16 protein-coding genes are annotated in these 14902 nt (G+C 72.7%); 12 read left to right on the top strand and 4 right to left on the bottom strand.

The genetic code is table 11. The features are described from left to right. Positions 1–208 precede the first annotated feature (208 nt). The 12 genes from MET2598_RS0117490 (at position 209) to MET2598_RS0117545 (ending at position 11058) form a co-directional block, all read left to right on the top strand. Positions 209–901: an alpha-ketoglutarate-dependent dioxygenase AlkB gene (locus MET2598_RS0117490; RefSeq protein ID WP_018261742.1), complete on the top strand. Its 693-nt coding sequence runs from the start codon at positions 209–211 to the stop codon at positions 899–901. A 73-nt stretch (positions 902–974) separates the two neighbouring features. Continuing rightward, positions 975–1919: a hypothetical protein gene (locus MET2598_RS0117495; RefSeq protein WP_012331888.1), complete on the top strand. Its 945-nt coding sequence runs from the start codon at positions 975–977 to the stop codon at positions 1917–1919. Positions 1920–2181: 262 nt separating this feature from the next. Further along, complete coding sequence (locus MET2598_RS0117500) at positions 2182–2433, top strand: hypothetical protein (protein ID WP_018261743.1); 252 nt, start codon at positions 2182–2184, stop codon at positions 2431–2433. A 111-nt stretch (positions 2434–2544) separates the two neighbouring features. Then, the gene (locus MET2598_RS0117505) at positions 2545–3930 is read left to right on the top strand and encodes an amino acid permease (protein ID WP_018261744.1); all 1386 of its coding nucleotides are present in this window, start codon (positions 2545–2547) and stop codon (positions 3928–3930) included. 12 nt (positions 3931–3942) lie between these two features. Next, positions 3943–4665 (top strand): hypothetical protein, encoded by a 723-nt coding sequence (locus MET2598_RS0117510; RefSeq protein WP_018261745.1) that lies wholly within the window; start codon positions 3943–3945, stop codon positions 4663–4665. Positions 4666–5005: 340 nt separating this feature from the next. Next, positions 5006–5554, top strand: coding sequence for an inorganic phosphate transporter (locus MET2598_RS0117515; protein ID WP_018261746.1), 549 nt, complete (start codon positions 5006–5008; stop codon positions 5552–5554). A gap of 2 nt (positions 5555–5556) precedes the next feature. Further along, positions 5557–6600 (top strand): transporter, encoded by a 1044-nt coding sequence (locus MET2598_RS0117520; protein WP_012331883.1) that lies wholly within the window; start codon positions 5557–5559, stop codon positions 6598–6600. A 165-nt stretch (positions 6601–6765) separates the two neighbouring features. Further along, positions 6766–7350, top strand: coding sequence for an acyloxyacyl hydrolase (locus MET2598_RS0117525; protein WP_012331882.1), 585 nt, complete (start codon positions 6766–6768; stop codon positions 7348–7350). A gap of 114 nt (positions 7351–7464) precedes the next feature. Continuing rightward, positions 7465–8040 carry a cob(I)yrinic acid a,c-diamide adenosyltransferase gene (locus MET2598_RS0117530; RefSeq protein ID WP_012331881.1) on the top strand — a complete coding sequence of 192 codons (576 nt, stop codon included), beginning with the start codon at positions 7465–7467 and terminating at the stop codon, positions 8038–8040. Positions 8041–8266: 226 nt separating this feature from the next. After that, on the top strand, positions 8267–9016 hold the full coding sequence (locus MET2598_RS0117535) for an electron transfer flavoprotein subunit beta/FixA family protein (protein WP_012331880.1): 750 nt from the start codon (positions 8267–8269) through the stop codon (positions 9014–9016). Positions 9017–9045: 29 nt separating this feature from the next. After that, positions 9046–9996, top strand: a complete 951-nt coding sequence (locus MET2598_RS0117540) for an electron transfer flavoprotein subunit alpha/FixB family protein (protein ID WP_012331879.1) — start codon at positions 9046–9048, stop codon at positions 9994–9996. Between the two features lie 180 nt (positions 9997–10176). Continuing rightward, entirely contained in the window at positions 10177–11058 is an 882-nt protein-coding gene (locus MET2598_RS0117545) for a 3-hydroxybutyryl-CoA dehydrogenase (protein WP_012331878.1), read from the top strand. A 220-nt stretch (positions 11059–11278) separates the two neighbouring features. Here MET2598_RS0117545 and MET2598_RS0117550 read toward each other — a convergent pair whose 3' ends face one another. The 4 genes from MET2598_RS0117550 to MET2598_RS0117565 form a co-directional block, all read right to left on the bottom strand. Next, positions 11279–11605 (bottom strand): hypothetical protein, encoded by a 327-nt coding sequence (locus MET2598_RS0117550; RefSeq protein ID WP_012331877.1) that lies wholly within the window; start codon positions 11603–11605, stop codon positions 11279–11281. A gap of 90 nt (positions 11606–11695) precedes the next feature. After that, positions 11696–12703 carry an NAD(P)H-quinone oxidoreductase gene (locus MET2598_RS0117555; RefSeq protein WP_018261747.1) on the bottom strand — a complete coding sequence of 336 codons (1008 nt, stop codon included), beginning with the start codon at positions 12701–12703 and terminating at the stop codon, positions 11696–11698. 122 nt (positions 12704–12825) lie between these two features. Beyond that, positions 12826–13488 (bottom strand): uracil phosphoribosyltransferase, encoded by a 663-nt coding sequence (gene upp, locus MET2598_RS0117560; RefSeq protein ID WP_012331875.1) that lies wholly within the window; start codon positions 13486–13488, stop codon positions 12826–12828. A gap of 132 nt (positions 13489–13620) precedes the next feature. Then, positions 13621–14871 carry a URC4/urg3 family protein gene (locus tag MET2598_RS0117565; RefSeq protein ID WP_018261748.1) on the bottom strand — a complete coding sequence of 417 codons (1251 nt, stop codon included), beginning with the start codon at positions 14869–14871 and terminating at the stop codon, positions 13621–13623. Positions 14872–14902 lie beyond the last annotated feature (31 nt).

Genomic DNA, 14902 nt, shown 5'->3' on the forward strand with positions numbered 1-14902 from the left:
GGGACCGGCCGGTGCCGAGGGGGTCACCGGCTCGGCGGCGAGCCGAAGGACCGCGTCGGCGAGGCATGATGCGACACCAAGGGACCGAGCGGAATTGCCCCATGCGATTCTGCGTGGAGCGGAGCCCGATCACGGTGCACTCGCGCTGCTCCAGGTGTTTGATTGCGCCGCATGGTCTACGCCGAACCGGCATCCGCTTCGGCAGGACGTGCTATGGAGGCTCGAGCGAACGCCGAGGGGGCCGCTCCTGATCGAACTCGCGCCGGGCCTGATCCATTATCCGGGCTACCTCGACGCCGCCGGCCAGGCGGCGCTCGCCGCCGACCTCGCCCACGCGCTCGCGCGGGCGCCCGCCTTCACCCCGACCATGCCGCGGACGGGCAAGCCCTTCTCGGTGCGGATGACGAATTGCGGCCCCCTCGGCTGGGTCTCGGACCAGGCCGGCTACCGCTACCAGCCCGCGCATCCCGGGACCGGGGTGCCCTGGCCGCCGATCCCGCCCGCCCTGCTGGCGGCCTGGAGCGACCTCGCGGCCTATCCCGACCCGCCGGAGGCCTGCCTCGTGAACCTCTACGCGCCGGGGGCCCGGATGGGGCTGCACCAGGACCGGGACGAGGACGCGCTCGACGCCCCCGTGCTCTCGCTCTCCCTCGGGGCGACGGCCCTGTTCCGCTACGGGGGCCCGCGGCGGGGGGATCCGACCCGCTCCCTGCGCCTGCGCAGCGGCGACGCCCTCGTCATCGGCGGCGCCTCGCGGCTGATCTTCCACGGCGTGGACCGGATCGTCCCGGAGCCGCCCGACCTGCTCGGGGCGCCGCCCCTGCCGGAGCCGGTGCCGGTGCCGCCGGGCGGGCGGGTGAACCTCACCCTGCGACGCGTCACCCTGTCCGGCCGCGCTTGACAGCGGCCGGGCGGCGACGCATCGCGCCCTGCACCCGGTCGGCTCGCAGAGCCGTCCGCAGGAGATCGCGACCATGTCCCTGCGCGTCCTCGCCGCCCTGTTCGTGAGCCTCGTCCTGGCGGGCGCGGCCCACGCCGCCGAGCCGGTCTATCCGCCCGGCTCCCGCTTCGGCTTCGAGCCGATCCAGGACATGCAGGTCTCCCGCCGCTTCACCGGCTTCGAGCGGCCGGGCGGCGGCGCCACGGTCTCGGTGGTCGAGTTGCCGCCGCAGGACTTCTCCGCCCTCACGGCGAGCTTCACGGCCGAGAGCCTGAAGGCCCAGGGGCTCACCGTGAAGAACCGCGAGGAGCTGACCCTCGCCGGCGAGGCCAAGGGCATCCTGTTCACGGGCGAGCAGCCGATCGAGCAGCCCGGCGCCCCGACCATCGCCAAATGGGTGCTGCTCGTGGCCGACCCGACCGTGACCGGGCTGGTGATCGGCCAGATGCTGCCCGGCGCCGAGACCGACGAGGCGATGCGCAAGATGCTCACCAGCGTGCGGGTGCGGGCGGCGCTCAGCCTCGACCAGCAGGTCGCCGCCCTGCCCTTCCGGGTGACCGAGACGGCGGGCTTCCGGCCGGTCCGGGTGCTGGCCGGCAACTCGGTGCTCTACACCGACGGGCCGAAGGACCAGATGACCAGCCTGGAGCAGCCCATCCTGGTTCTGGCCGAGGCGGTGCAGCCGCCGCTCCCGCCCGACCAGCGCGACGCCTTCGCCAAGGCGGCGCTCTACTCCAACCAGACCCTCAAGGATTTCGCCATCGAGCGCGCGCAGAGCTTCCGGCAGGGCGGCGCCGACTGGCACGAATTGGTGGCGCGGGCGACCGACATCCCCTCCGGCATGGCGGTGGTGGTGTCGCAGACGATCCGCTTCAAGCCCGACGGCTACTTCCGGGCGGTGGGGGTGGTGCGGGCGCAGGACCGCGACGCCACCCTGCCGCGGTTCCGCCAGGTGGTGGACGCGGTCCAGTTCCCCTAAGGGGCGGCGAGGGCGGGGTCGCGGCTCCGCCCGCTCATCGCCGCGGGCCGGCCCCTCGCCCGACCGGCCCCGGGGCGCGCCGCGGCGCGGAATCCCGCGCGACATCCCCGGAGCCACGCTCCCTGAACGCCGCCGGGCCGGTCGTGTCAGCCGCCGTTCATGCAGCGCCCCTATAGTCCCGCTTCATCGATCGTCGTCAGTCGCAGCCTCCCGCGCCCCGGCCCGGCGCGCGCGGCGGCGCGTGCCCAGGAGCGGCCCCGCCATGCTCGCCCGCGCGCCCCTGTCCGAGACGGCGGCGAGTCCGCGCGCCGACCGATCGCCCGGCCCCCTGATCGACAGCCTCGTCCCCGCCCTCGACACGGCCTTCGCCCTCGACCGCAGCGGCACGTTCCCGGAGGAGATCGCCGCCCTGGTCGCCCGGCTGCTGCCCGCGCGCGCCGCGATCTGGGACGAGGAGCCGGAGGCGGAGGAGGAGGCGGGCGCGCCGGCGGACCTCGCCGCCGCCGCCCCCTGAGGCACCCGCCCCGGACCGGCGAAGTCCGGCGGTCCCTGCGGCAGCTCGCGCGTTGAGCGGCTGATCGGCCGGCCCATCATCCGCGCGCGCTGATCGTCGGGGGAGGTGGCGATGGCGAGCGGGACGGGCGGGCTGCTGCGGACGAAGCCGCTCGCGCGGCTCAACGCCGACGCGGCGGCGGGCGAGCACGGGCTCCACCGCAGCCTCGGCCCCTGGAGCCTCGTGGGGCTCGGGATCGGGGCGATCATCGGGGCGGGCCTGTTCTCGCTCGCCGGCATCGCGGCGGCCGAGCATGCCGGGCCGGCGGTCGTCATCTCCTTCGCCATCGCGGCCCTCGGCTGCGCCTTCGCGGGCATGTGCTACAGCGAACTCGCCAGCATGATCCCGGTCTCGGGCAGCGCCTACACCTACGCCTACGCCACGATGGGCGAGTTCGTCGCCTGGATCATCGGCTGGGACCTCGTGCTCGAATACGCGGTCGGGGCCGCCACGGTCTCGGTGAGCCGGTCGACATACGTCGCGACGCTGCTGCAGGGCTGGGGCATCGCCCTGCCGCCGCGGCTGCTGCACTCGCCCTTCGAGAAGGTCGCGCTCGCCGACGGCACCCGGACCAGCGGCCTCGTCAACCTGCCGGCGGTGCTAATCCTCTGCGTGATCTCCCTCCTGCTGAGGCGCGGCGCCCGCGAATCGGCCCGGGTCAACGCCGTGATCGTCGTCGTCAAGGTCGCGGTGGTGCTCACCGTGATCGGGGGGGGCCTGTTCTACGTCAAGGCGCAGAACTACGTCCCCTTCGTTCCGGACAATACGGGCACCTTCGGGGAGTACGGCTGCAGCGGGATCATGCGGGCGGCCGGGGTGGTGTTCTTCGCCTATATCGGCTTCGACGCGGTCTCGACGGCGGCCCAGGAGGTGAAGAACCCCCAGCGCACCATGATGGTGGGGATCCTCGGCTCGCTCGCGATCTGCACCGTCCTGTACATCGCCTTCGCGGCCGTGCTGACCGGCCTCGTGCGCTCCGACGCGATGCGGGGCGATGCCGCCCCGGTCGCCACCGCCACCGCGCGCACGCCCTTCCCGTCCCTGCAGGCGCTGGTGACGCTCGGCGTCATCGCGGGCTTCAGCACCGTCATGCTGGTGCTGCTCTACGGCCAGTTGCGGGTCTTCTACGCCATGGCGCAGGACCGGCTGCTGCCGCGCTTCTTCGCGGCGATCCACCCGACCTGGCGCACGCCCTACCGCTCGAACCTGTTCTTCATGGTCTTCGCCGCGCTGCTCGGGGGCTATCTATTTCGGCTACGGCCGCCGCTACAGCCGCGTCGGCCACGCCGCCCGCCCGCGGACCCGCACGGCCTGACCACGGGCGCTCGATACGACCAGATCGGACTGTGTTGTTCGAAGAAAAGCGCCGCAGGCCGTGCGCCGCCACACCGCCGCGTTGTTGAGGGGGCGCGAGACAAGGGCGGCTTCTTCGAGGAAGCTGTCAGCCTCACTTGGTAGAGGAACACGCGCATGAGATCCTCTTCGGTCTTCGCAGCGGTCACGCTGCTGCTCGCGGGCCCGCCCGCCTTCGCGCAGGGCACCGCCCAGCAGCGGGCTGCCTGCACGCCGGACGTCTGGCGCCTCTGCGCCTCGGCGATCCCCAATATCGGGGCGATCACCTCCTGCCTGCGGCGGGAATCCGCGAATCTGAGTCCCGCCTGCCGCACCGTGATGAACGAGGTGCAGGCCCCGACCCAGCAGGCAGCGGCGCCGCGCCCGGTCGCGCGTGGCCCCGAGCGGCAAGTCGCCGAGCGCCAAATCACCAGGCACCGAGTCGCCGAGCGGCGGATCGCGGAGCGTCAAGCCGCCGCGCGGCCGGTCCAGCTCCGCCGCATGGCCCAGGCCCGGCCCGCCCCGCGCCTGATGACCGCCCGGCCCGTCCCCCGGATGATGACGCCCCGGCCGGCTCCGACGCGCTTGGCGATGCGGCGCGGCTACGCCCATACCGCGATGATGGACCGCCCGGTCCCGCGCGCGGCGTCGCGACGGCACGTCGCCGGGCGCGGCTACGGCATCCCGGCCGGCCTCGCCGGGCTCGGCGGGCCCGGCAGCCGCTCGGCCATGCGGCAGGCCAATTACTGGATGCGCCAGATCGGCGGCATGATGGGCGGGATGGGAGGCGGCATGGGCGGCATGTCCCTCGACTCCATCCGCAACATGCGCGTCGGCGACCTGATGGGCATGATGGAGTAGGCGCGTCCCGCCGGCATGACGCAGGACGGGGCTGAAGGGCCGCCGCGGCGAGGGCCGCGGCGGCCCCGCCTCACGGCCCGCGATCCGCTTTCCGGACGATCAGTTCCGGGCAGCGGATGACACGCCCGCGCGGCGCCTGAGCGAAGCCGACCCGACATCCGCATGGCCGAAATGGGAGATGGCGAAGCAATCCGCCGGATTTCGGATGACGGCCGCGCCTGCCCTGATCCCTCCGGCCCCCGCGGCACCTGCCCGCGCCTGTCACACGGGTGTCGCCCCCCGCGGATCAGGGTCCGCGCAAGGACTCGCCCGTGAGTCCGGCCAGAACGGGGGAGCGGCGATGTCGCGTTCGGCGGTCGGCGGCTTGGGTCCGGTGGCGGGTCCCTCCGGAACGCCGCAACCGAAGGAGGGGCGGCCGAATCTCGACGGCCGGACCTCCGTCCTCGCCGCCGCGATCTTCGTCGCGGTGCTCGGCGGCGCGCTGCTCTGCGCGGCCTGCGGCATGCGCATCGACGTCATCGAGACCGGAACGGCGGTCGTCACCTCCCCGCCCGTCATCCTGCCCTTCGTGGCACTGACCATCGCGCTCGCCTTCGAGTTCGTGACCGGCTTCCACGACACCGCCAACGCCGTCGCCACCGTCATCTGCAGCCACTCGCTGCCCGCCACCGTCGCGGTGGTCTGGTCGGGCTTGTTCAACTTCCTGGGCGTGCTGCCGGTCTCGACCACGCACGTCCTGTCCTCGGGCGCCGCCGGCACCATGGCGGCGAACCGCTCGGGGCTGCAGCCCGGCACCCTGCGCAACCTCGCCATGGCGTGGCTGCTCACCCTGCCGGTCGCCATGCTCCTGTCGGGCCTGCTCTACGCGGTCTCGTCGCAGGTGTTCTGAGCATGGCGGCGCCGGCCCCGGCCGCCTTGCCGCGGCTCCTGTGCGACGAGCCGGCCCTGCCGGGCCTGCTCTTCGCGATGATCTTCGACGAGACGGGGCGCGGCCGGCTCGTCGGGCACGACGAGGATCTGCCGGCCCTCGGCAGCTTCGGCGAGGGCTTCCTCTGGCTGCACCTCAACCTCGTCGACGCGCGCCTCGACACGATGATCGCGGAGGGCCGGCTCGGCCCGCCGCGGCTCGCCGCCTCGGCCTTGGGGCGCGACGCGCACCAGCGCATCGCCGTCGAGGGCGGCTTCGTCGGCGGGGTCGTGGCGGACCTCGCCCGCGACGGCGCGCGGGCGAAGGTCGACCCGGCCGGGCGCCTGCACGTCGTGATGGGGCCGCGCTTCCTGGTGAGCGGCCGCCGCCACCCGGTGGTCGGCCCCGACGCGACCCGCGACGCCGCCCAGGAAGGCCTGCCGATCACCTCGCCGGTGCGCCTGCTGGAGGCGCTGATCGGCCACGTCGTGGGCGCCATGGCGAAGGAGGGCGCGGCCCTCTCGGAGGAGCTCGACGCCATCGAGGACCACGTCATCGAGGAGACCTCGCGCGTCGAGCGCCGCCGCCTCGGCCCGATCCGCCGCGACGCCGTGCGCCTGCACCGCCAGCTCCTCGGCCTGCGGGCGGTCTTCCACCGCTTCGAGGAGGAGGGCGAGGCGGAGGGCCTGCCCGACCGCGAGGTCGCGGCCGCGGCCCGCATCGCCCAGCGGCTCGATTCCCTCGACCGCGACATGCTGGCCATGGCCGATCGCAGCCGCCTCCTGCAGGAGGAGCTCTCGGCGCGGCTCGCCGAGGAGACGAACCGGCAGCTCTTCACCCTGTCGGTGCTCACCGCCCTGTTCCTGCCGCCCACCCTGGTGACGGGCGTGTTCGGCATGAACACCAAGGGCCTGTTCTTCGCCGAGCACGAGGCGGCCTCCCTCTTCGCCCTCGGCATCGCCGGGGGCTCGGCGCTCGCGGTGTACCTCGTCATCCGGATCCTGGGGCTGCGCGCGCCGGGCCGCTGAGCCCGGGTCCTCGGCGGCGCCGGACCTGACCCAGGAGTAGTGTGGCATGCCGGACGCAACCAGAGGAAAAGGACGCGGGCGGGCACGCATCCCTGGGACGCCGGGACCGGGCCGGGGCTAGGCTCGCCCCGGCTCCCCGCAGGGCTGCTTCGGGTTCTCGACGACATGCGTGCCAACCTTCTGGGTCTTGCCGCCGCGGCGGCGGCGGTGCCGGCCGTCGCGGCCGATCTCGCGGCGCCGGTGCCGGTGCCGGCCTATCGGCCGCCGGTGCAGCCGCTCAGCATCGTGTCGGAGTTCCGCATCGGCGGCTCGGCGCAGGACCCCTGGAGTCCCGAGGCCGGCAGCGGCAACGTCGTGAGCGAGGTGCTGTTCGCCAAGCCGGTGGTCCCGGCGGACCCGTTTTGGAGCCAGTTCGTGCCGCGGCCCACCGTCGGCGGCAGCTACAACACCGCGGGCCGCACCAGCTACGCCTATCTGGGCGCGACCTGGACCTTCGACATCACGGACCGGATCTTCGTCGAGGGCTTCTTCGGCGCCTCGTTCCACAACGGCGCCACCGGCCGCTTCGTGCCGCCGAACTTCAACGCGCTCGGCTGCTCGCCGCTCTTCCGCGAGGCCGCCTCGCTCGGCTTCCGCCTGACCGAGCACTGGAGCGTGCTCGCCACGATCGAGCACCAGTCCAATGCGGGGCTCTGCGTCGCCAATCGCGGCCTGACCAATGTCGGCGGCAAGGTGGCCTACACGTTCTGACCCTCCGCTCGCCGGCCGGACGGCAGCGGCCGCGCGCCCTCTGTCCAATTGGAAGCGCGCGCCCCCTCGTGTAGACGGTCCCGACAGCCGCCAAGCGTCGGGAAGCGAGAAGCCGTGGTCGTCCTCAACCGCATCTACACGCGCACCGGCGATGCCGGCACCACCGCCCTGGCGAGTGGCGAGCGCCGCTCCAAGGCGGACCTGCGCATCGAGACCTACGGCACCGTCGACGAGACCAATGCCTGCCTGGGGCTCGCCCGCCAGCACACGACCGGCGAGCTCGACGCGATGCTCTCGCGCGCCCAGAACGACCTGTTCGATCTCGGGGCGGACCTCGCGACGCCCGAGAGCGACCAGCCCCTGCCCTACGAGCCCCTGCGCCTCGTCGCCGCCCAGGTCGAGCGCGTGGAGCGGGAGATCGACGCGCTCAACGCCGCGCTGACGCCCCTGCGCTCCTTCGTGCTGCCGGGCGGCACGCCCGCCGCGGCCGCCCTGCACCTCGCCCGCACGGTCTGCCGCCGGGCCGAGCGGCTCGCGGTGGCGCTCGCCGCCACGCCGGGCGAGCGGGTCTCGCCGGTGGCGATCCAGTACCTGAACCGCCTCTCCGACTTCCTGTTCGTGGCCTCGCGCGTCGCCAACGACGGCGGCGCCAGGGACGTGCTCTGGGTGCCCGGCCAGAACCGCGCCTGAGGCGCCGCCGCCGCCCTGCCGGGACCGTACCGATCTTTCGAAACCAACCCCCGGCCGGGCCCCCCGCCGCCCGCGCGGCGGCCCCGGCCCGGGCTTTCGCCCGCGTTGACATTTCGGAAAATCGGCCGTTACGGTCCGGCACCTTGCTCCCAAAAGGGATGGTCGGCGGGCTTGCGCGCGGCGCGCGCGACGGCACGGCCTCCCGGCCCGGAAGGAAACGACGGTCATGAAGGTCCTGGTGCCCGTGAAGCGGGTCGTCGATTACAACGTGAAGATCCGGGTCAAGCCGGACGGCTCGGGCGTCGAGCTCGCCAACGTCAAGATGTCGATGAACCCCTTCGACGAGATCGCCGTCGAGGAGGCGATCCGCCTGAAGGAGAAGGGCAAGGTCACCGAGATCGTCGCCGTCTCGATCGGGCCGCAGCAGGCCCAGGAGACCATCCGCACCGCGCTGGCGATGGGTGCCGACCGCGGCATCCTGGTCAAGACCGACGCCGCGGTGGAGCCGCTGGGCGTCGCCAAGATCCTGAAGGCGCTGGTCGACAAGGAGGGTCCGAGCCTCGTCATCCTCGGCAAGCAGGCGATCGACGACGATTCCAACCAGACCGGGCAGATGCTCGCGGCGCTGCTGGGCTGGCCCCAGGGCACCTTCGCCTACCGGATCGAGGCCGGCGAGGGCGCCCTCGACGTGACCCGCGAAATCGACGGCGGGTTGCAGACGCTCACGCTGCAGCTGCCGGCCATCGTCACCACCGACCTGCGCCTCAACGAGCCGCGCTACGCCAGCCTTCCCAACATCATGAAGGCCAAGAAGAAGCCCCTCGACACGGTCGAGCCCGAGGCGCTCGGCGTCGACGTGAGCCCGCGGCTCAAGGTGCTCAAGACCGTGGAGCCCGGCGGCCGGCAGGCGGGCGTCAAGGTCGGCTCGCCGGCCGAACTCGTCAACAAGCTGAAGGTCGAGGCCGGCGTCCTCTGACGCGCCTCCCGAGATCGAGGACAAGCGACATGGCCACCCTCCTCCTGGTCGAGCACGCCGATGGCAAGCTCAAGGATGCCAGCCTCAAGGCGCTGACCGCCGCCAAGCAGCTCGGCGCCCCCGTTCACGCCCTCGTGGCCGGCGCGGGAGGCCGGCAGGCCGCCGAGGCCGCCGCCGCCCTCGACGGCGTCGAGAAGGTGCTGCTGGCCGAGGACTCCGCCTTCGACCACCTGCTCGCCGAGCCGACCGCCGCCCTGATGGCCGAGGTCGCGGCGGGCTACGACGCGGTGATCGCGGCCGCGACCACCGAGGGCAAGAACGTGCTGCCGCGCGTGGCCGCCCTCCTCGACGTGGCGCAGGTGTCGGACATCATCAAGGTCGTGTCGCCCGACACGTTCGAGCGGCCGATCTACGCCGGCAACGCGATCCAGACCGTGCAGGCGACCGACGCCAAGAAGGTGATCACTGTGCGCACGGCCGCCTTCAAGGCGGCGGAGGCGGGCGGCGCGGCGGCTCCGATCGAGGCGGCGGCCGCCGCGGCGGCGCCGGAGGCGAAATCCGCGTTCAAGGGCGAGGAGATCGCCAAATCGGATCGTCCGGAACTGGCCTCCGCCAAGTTCGTGGTCTCGGGCGGGCGCTCGCTCGGCTCCGCGGAGAAGTTCAAGGAGCTGATCGAGCCGCTGGCGGACGCGCTCGGGGCGGCGGTGGGCGCCTCGCGGGCCGCGGTGGATGCGGGCTACGCGCCCAACGACTGGCAGGTCGGCCAGACCGGCAAGGTCGTGGCGCCCGACCTCTACGTGGCGGTCGGCATCTCGGGGGCGATCCAGCACCTCGCCGGCATGAAGGACTCGAAGGTGATCGTGGCGATCAACAAGGACGAGGAGGCGCCGATCTTCCAGGTCGCGGATTACGGCCTGGTCGGCGACCTGTTCCAGATCGTGCCGGAGCTGCGCCAGGAGATCGCCAAGGCCAAGGGTTGATGGGCCAAGGGTTGACGGGCCAAGGGTTGACGGGCACGGCCCCGCGCGGGGCGGCTCGCGGATGATGAGAGCGGGGCCGGCTGTCGTGTTGCTGCGACGGCGCGGCCCCGCATGGCGTGATAGAATCGTGATGTGCGAGAGGGCCCCGCTGCGGGTTGGGTCCCTGTGAGGTGCGGGGCGATGGGCATCGAGATCAAGACCGTGGGGATCATCGGGGCCGGCCAGATGGGCAGCGGCATCGCGCATGTCTGCGCGCTGTCCGGGCTCAACGTGCGCCTCAACGACCGCGACCCGGAGCGCCTGAAGAACGGGCTCGCCACGGTGAACGGCAACCTGCAGCGCCAGGTCGGCAAGGGCACGATCTCGGAGGAGGGCCGCCGCACGGCGATCGAGCGGATCCTCCCGGTCGAGAGCTTCGACGATTTCGGCCCCTGCGACCTCGTCATCGAGGCGGCGACCGAGGACGAGGCGATCAAGCGCACCATCTTCTCGGCCCTGTGCCCGTCGCTGCGGCCCGAGACGATGGTGGCGACCAACACCTCGTCGATCTCGATCACCCGGCTCGCCGCCTCGACGGACCGGCCGGAGCGCTTCATCGGCATCCACTTCATGAACCCGGTGCCGGTGATGCAGCTCGTCGAGCTGATCCGCGGCATCGCCACGGAGGACCCGACCTTCGAGTCGGCCCGGGCCTTCGTCAGCCGGCTCGGCAAGACCGTGACGGTGTCGGAGGATTTCCCGGCCTTCATCGTCAACCGCATCCTGCTGCCGATGATCAACGAGGCGATCTACACGCTCTACGAGGGCGTCGGCTCGGTGGATTCGATCGACACGGCGATGCGGCTCGGGGCGAACCACCCGATGGGGCCGCTGCAGCTCGCCGACTTCATCGGCCTCGACACCTGCCTGTCGATCATGCAGGTGCTCTACGAGGGCTTGGCGGATTCGAAGTACCGGCCCTGCCCGCTCCTGGTGAAGTACGTCGAGGCCGGCTGGCTCGGCCGCAAGACCAAGCGCGGCTTCTACGATTACCGCGGGCCAGAGCCGGTGCCGACGCGCTGAGGCGGGCGGGATCCCGACGCGCCGGCTGGCCGGGCACCGTCCGGCCCCGTCCCACGCAGGCGGCAGGGCGATCGAACATCGACGGTCATGAAACATGACCGTCGGGTCCGTTCTCGACGTGTCGTCACGCTCTCGGCGCCTGTCGAGATGGCGCCCGTCGAAAATTCGAGGCGGTCAACGGCCCGATGCCTCGGCATCCCGGGCCGTTGGTGTCAGCCCCTCAGCGCTGGTTGGTCGAACCCGTCGTCGCCGGCTGCGAGGGGGACGGGTAGGCCGGGTTGCCGGCCGGGACGCCGGCGCTGTTCGCCGAGGGGTTCGCGGCGTTGCCCTTGCCGTCCGCCGAGCCGGTGATCTGGGCGCGCGAGGCGTCCTGGCTCTTGCTGGCGTAATCCTTGGGCGCGTTGGCGCCGTTCCAGGTCAGCAGCGCCACGGTGGCGATCGCCAGGAGCGCGAGGCTGCCGAGGAGCACGTAGAGGACGGGCTTGCCGCGGGCGCCCTGGCGGGCTTCGGTCGCCGTCTCGATGCGGGCGCGATCGTCAAGGGCCATGGGATCTCTCCGGGAATGGGGGCCGCTCGCGGGCGGCGCTCTGCCCGGGCAACGGATGCCGGGCAGCCACGGTTCCTCGGAGCGGTGGCCTCAGGCGCCGGTCGTCAGCATGATCTTGCCGAGATGCGCGCTCGATTCCATCAGCGCGTGGGCCTCCCGCGCCTGCTCCAGCGGGAAGGTCGCGTGGATCACCGGCTTGAAGCCGCCGGATTCGAGCCAGGGCCAGACCTCGCGGCGCAGCCCCTCGGCGATGGCGGCCTTCTGGGCGGTGGTGCGGGGGCGCAACGTCGAGCCGGTGAAGGTCAGGCGCTTCACCATGATCGGCGTCATGTTGAAGCCGTCGACCTTGAAGCCCTGCATGAAGGCGATCACGACGAGCCGGCCCTCCAGGGCCAGGGATTTCAGGTTGCGCTCCAGGTAGGCGGCCCCGACCATGTCGAGGATCAGGTCGACCCCCTTGCCGCCGGTCAGGCGCTTCACCTCCTCGGCGAAATCCGCCTCCCTGTAATTGATGGCCGCGTCCGCCCCCATCGTCTCGCAGAAGGCGCACTTCTCCGCCGAGCCGGCCGTGGCGTAGATTGTGGCGCCGGCGTGCTTGGCGATCTGGATCGCCGTGTAGCCGATGCCGCTCGATCCGCCATGGACGAGGAAGCGCTCGCCCGGCGCGAGCCGCCCGCGCTCGAACACGTTGGTCCAGACGGTGTAGATGTTCTCCGGCAGGCTCGCGGCTTCGAGGAGCGAGAGCGGGCGGGGCCGGGGCAGGCAGAGCGGCGCCTCGGCGACGCAGTACTCGGCATAGCCGCCGCTGATCACCAGGGCGCAGACCTCGTCGCCCTCGGACAGCCCGGTCACGCCCTCGCCGCGCGCGACGACGCGGCCCGCCACCTCGAGACCGGGGATCTCGGTGGCGCCGGGGGGCGGCGGGTACTTGCCGGCGCGCTGCTGGCAATCGGGCCGGTTCACGCCCGCGGCCGCGACGGCGATCAGCACCTGGCCGGGGCCGGGCCTCGGCACCGGGGCGGTCTCGATCCCGATCACCTCCGGCCCGCCGGCCCCGGTGAAGCGGACCTGGCGCATCGTCTCGGGGATGGCGGGCATGGGGCGTCTCCTCGCGGGTCGTTCGCCGCACTACCTGACAGCTCGGCCGAGGTTGGCAAGCCCCTCAGCCCGCAAGTCCCTCGGTGCAAGTCCCTCGGTGCAAGTCCCTCGGCCCGCGCGCCTCAGCGCGTGCCGTACATCCGGTCGCCCGCGTCGCCGAGGCCCGGGATGATGTAGCCGTGCTCGTTGAGGTGGCTGTCGACCGAGGCGGTCCAGACCGGCACGTCGGGATGCGCGCCCTGGAACTTGGCGAGCCCCTCGGGCGCCGCGAGCAGGCAGACGAAGCGCAGGTCGCGGGCGCCGCGCTCCTTCAGCCGGTCCACCGCCGCGATGGCCGAGTTGGCGGTGGCGAGCATCGGATCGAGGACCAGCACCGTGCGGTCGGCGAGGTCGGACGGGGCCTTGAAGTAGTACTCGACCGCCTCCAGGGAGTCCGGGTCGCGGTAGAGGCCCACATGCGCCACGCGGGCCGAGGGCAGGAGCGAGAGCATCCCGTCGAGGAAGCCGATGCCGGCGCGCAGGATCGGCGCCAGGACCAGCTTCTTGCCGGCAATCTGCACGCCCTGCATGGTCGTGAGCGGGGTCTCGATCTCGACCGGCTCCAGGGGCAGGTCGCGCGTCACCTCGTAGGCGAGCAGCGTGCCGATCTCGTTCAGGAGTTGGCGGAAGCCCTTGGTCGAGCGCGCCTTGTCCCGCATCAGCGTCAGCTTGTGCTGCACCAGCGGATGCGAAACGACCGTCACCGGGGCGGCGCCCGTCGTCTCCCGCGTGCTCGCAACCTGCATCCTCGTCATCCCCCTGCAGCAGCCTTGCCCTCGAAGCAGGCGCGCCCTCGAAACAGCCTTGGCCGGATTCTTGACCGGATTCTTGGCCGAAGCTGCCGGATTCCTGACCGAAGCTTAGGCCGGTCCGGCATCTCAGAACACCGTGCCGTCGCTCGCGATGGTGAGCGGCGGCGTCCCGTCGGGACGCAGGGACCGGGCCAGCCGCCGCCCCGTCGCCCAGGTCCCGCCCTCCAGCACCTTGGCGAGCGGCAGCGCCGCCGGATCCGCGATCCCGAGCCGCTCGCGCACGAGCGGCGCCAGCCGGTCGAGGAGCGCCACGGTGAGCGCCCGCCACTCGACCACCAGCTCGGACTCGACCGGATGCGCCCGCGCGGCCTCGTCCGGGCGCTTGAGGGAGAGCACGCCGCTGTCGAGGAACAGGCCGCCGTTGCGGTATTCCGGCAGGCCGGTGAGCGCGTCGAGGCCGGTCACGGAGAGGCCCGCCGCCTCCAGGGGCTCCAGCAGCGAGTAGGCGAGCCACTGCGAGAGCTTGTGGAAGGGCACGAGCCCGGCCGTCTCCCCCTCCCCTCCCGCCTTCGGGTGGCGCCACGTGTCGCCGAGATCGACCCCATCGAGGGCGATGCGGCCCGGCCAGATCGGCCCGAGATGGGTGAGGAGCGCGGCGAGGAGCGCGGGGGCGGGCAGGGCCCCGTCCACCGCCCGCGCCGCGAGGAGGTCGTAGAGGCCGCCGGGCCGGGCCTGCGGCCCGAACCCGTCCGGGTCGGCCGCCACGACCTGCCCCAGCCGGTTGAGGAGGGCAGTGCGCCCGTCGAGACCCACGAGCGGGTTCGTCGGCGAGACCTGGAAGCCCCGGGCGAGGTCCGCGACGGAGAGGCTCGCCAGCGCCCGGGCATCGACCCGGAACGGATCCTCCGGCACCTCGGAGAACAGGCCGGAGATGAAGAGGTCGAAGCTCGCCACCGCGAGCCCCTCCGAGCGGGCGTAGGTCTCGCCCGTCCGGCCCTCCTCGTAGCGCCAGGTCGGGCCGGCGCCGGCGTCGAGGAGCACGCTGACGATGACGAGGTCGAAGGCCGCCCGCGCCCGCGCGGCCGCCTCCTCCCAGGGCGCCGCCTCGGCGAGGCTGCCCCAGCGGTCGAAGCCGCCGACCGAGAAGTGCCGCCAGCGGGCGTGGTACGGGATGGCGAGGTCCGGGTAGCTCGCCCGGATCGTCTCCACGACCGCGTCCGCGCAGGCCCCGAGCTTCTCGGGATGGACCGCGAAGTGATCGAGCGCCCCGTCGAGCCCGAGCGCGAGCAGGCCCTCGGCGCGGGCGCGCACGGCCTCCGGGGTGAGGAGCCAGCGCACCCCCGGGGCGGCCTCGATGCTGACGGGCTGTCCGCTCACGACACTCTCCTTGCACTCGGGATCGGGGACG

It is taken from the genome of Methylobacterium sp. WSM2598, assembly GCF_000379105.1.
Lineage (GTDB): Bacteria > Pseudomonadota > Alphaproteobacteria > Rhizobiales > Beijerinckiaceae > Methylobacterium.

What these genes read in the sequence shown, in the direction of transcription:
- MET2598_RS0117495 (WP_012331888.1), top strand. Translation starts at nt 975, where the DNA reads ATGTCCCTGCGCGTCCTCGCCGCCCTGTTCGTGAGCCTCGTCCTGGCG.
- MET2598_RS0117500 (WP_018261743.1), top strand. Translation starts at nt 2,182, where the DNA reads ATGCTCGCCCGCGCGCCCCTGTCCGAGACGGCGGCGAGTCCGCGCGCC.
- MET2598_RS0117505 (WP_018261744.1), top strand. Translation starts at nt 2,545, where the DNA reads ATGGCGAGCGGGACGGGCGGGCTGCTGCGGACGAAGCCGCTCGCGCGG.
- MET2598_RS0117510 (WP_018261745.1), top strand. Translation starts at nt 3,943, where the DNA reads ATGAGATCCTCTTCGGTCTTCGCAGCGGTCACGCTGCTGCTCGCGGGC.
- MET2598_RS0117515 (WP_018261746.1), top strand. Translation starts at nt 5,006, where the DNA reads ATGTCGCGTTCGGCGGTCGGCGGCTTGGGTCCGGTGGCGGGTCCCTCC.
- MET2598_RS0117520 (WP_012331883.1), top strand. Translation starts at nt 5,557, where the DNA reads ATGGCGGCGCCGGCCCCGGCCGCCTTGCCGCGGCTCCTGTGCGACGAG.
- MET2598_RS0117525 (WP_012331882.1), top strand. Translation starts at nt 6,766, where the DNA reads ATGCGTGCCAACCTTCTGGGTCTTGCCGCCGCGGCGGCGGCGGTGCCG.
- MET2598_RS0117535 (WP_012331880.1), top strand. Translation starts at nt 8,267, where the DNA reads ATGAAGGTCCTGGTGCCCGTGAAGCGGGTCGTCGATTACAACGTGAAG.
- MET2598_RS0117540 (WP_012331879.1), top strand. Translation starts at nt 9,046, where the DNA reads ATGGCCACCCTCCTCCTGGTCGAGCACGCCGATGGCAAGCTCAAGGAT.
- MET2598_RS0117545 (WP_012331878.1), top strand. Translation starts at nt 10,177, where the DNA reads ATGGGCATCGAGATCAAGACCGTGGGGATCATCGGGGCCGGCCAGATG.
- MET2598_RS0117550 (WP_012331877.1), bottom strand. Translation starts at nt 11,605, where the DNA reads ATGGCCCTTGACGATCGCGCCCGCATCGAGACGGCGACCGAAGCCCGC.
- MET2598_RS0117555 (WP_018261747.1), bottom strand. Translation starts at nt 12,703, where the DNA reads ATGCCCGCCATCCCCGAGACGATGCGCCAGGTCCGCTTCACCGGGGCC.
- upp (WP_012331875.1), bottom strand. Translation starts at nt 13,488, where the DNA reads ATGCAGGTTGCGAGCACGCGGGAGACGACGGGCGCCGCCCCGGTGACG.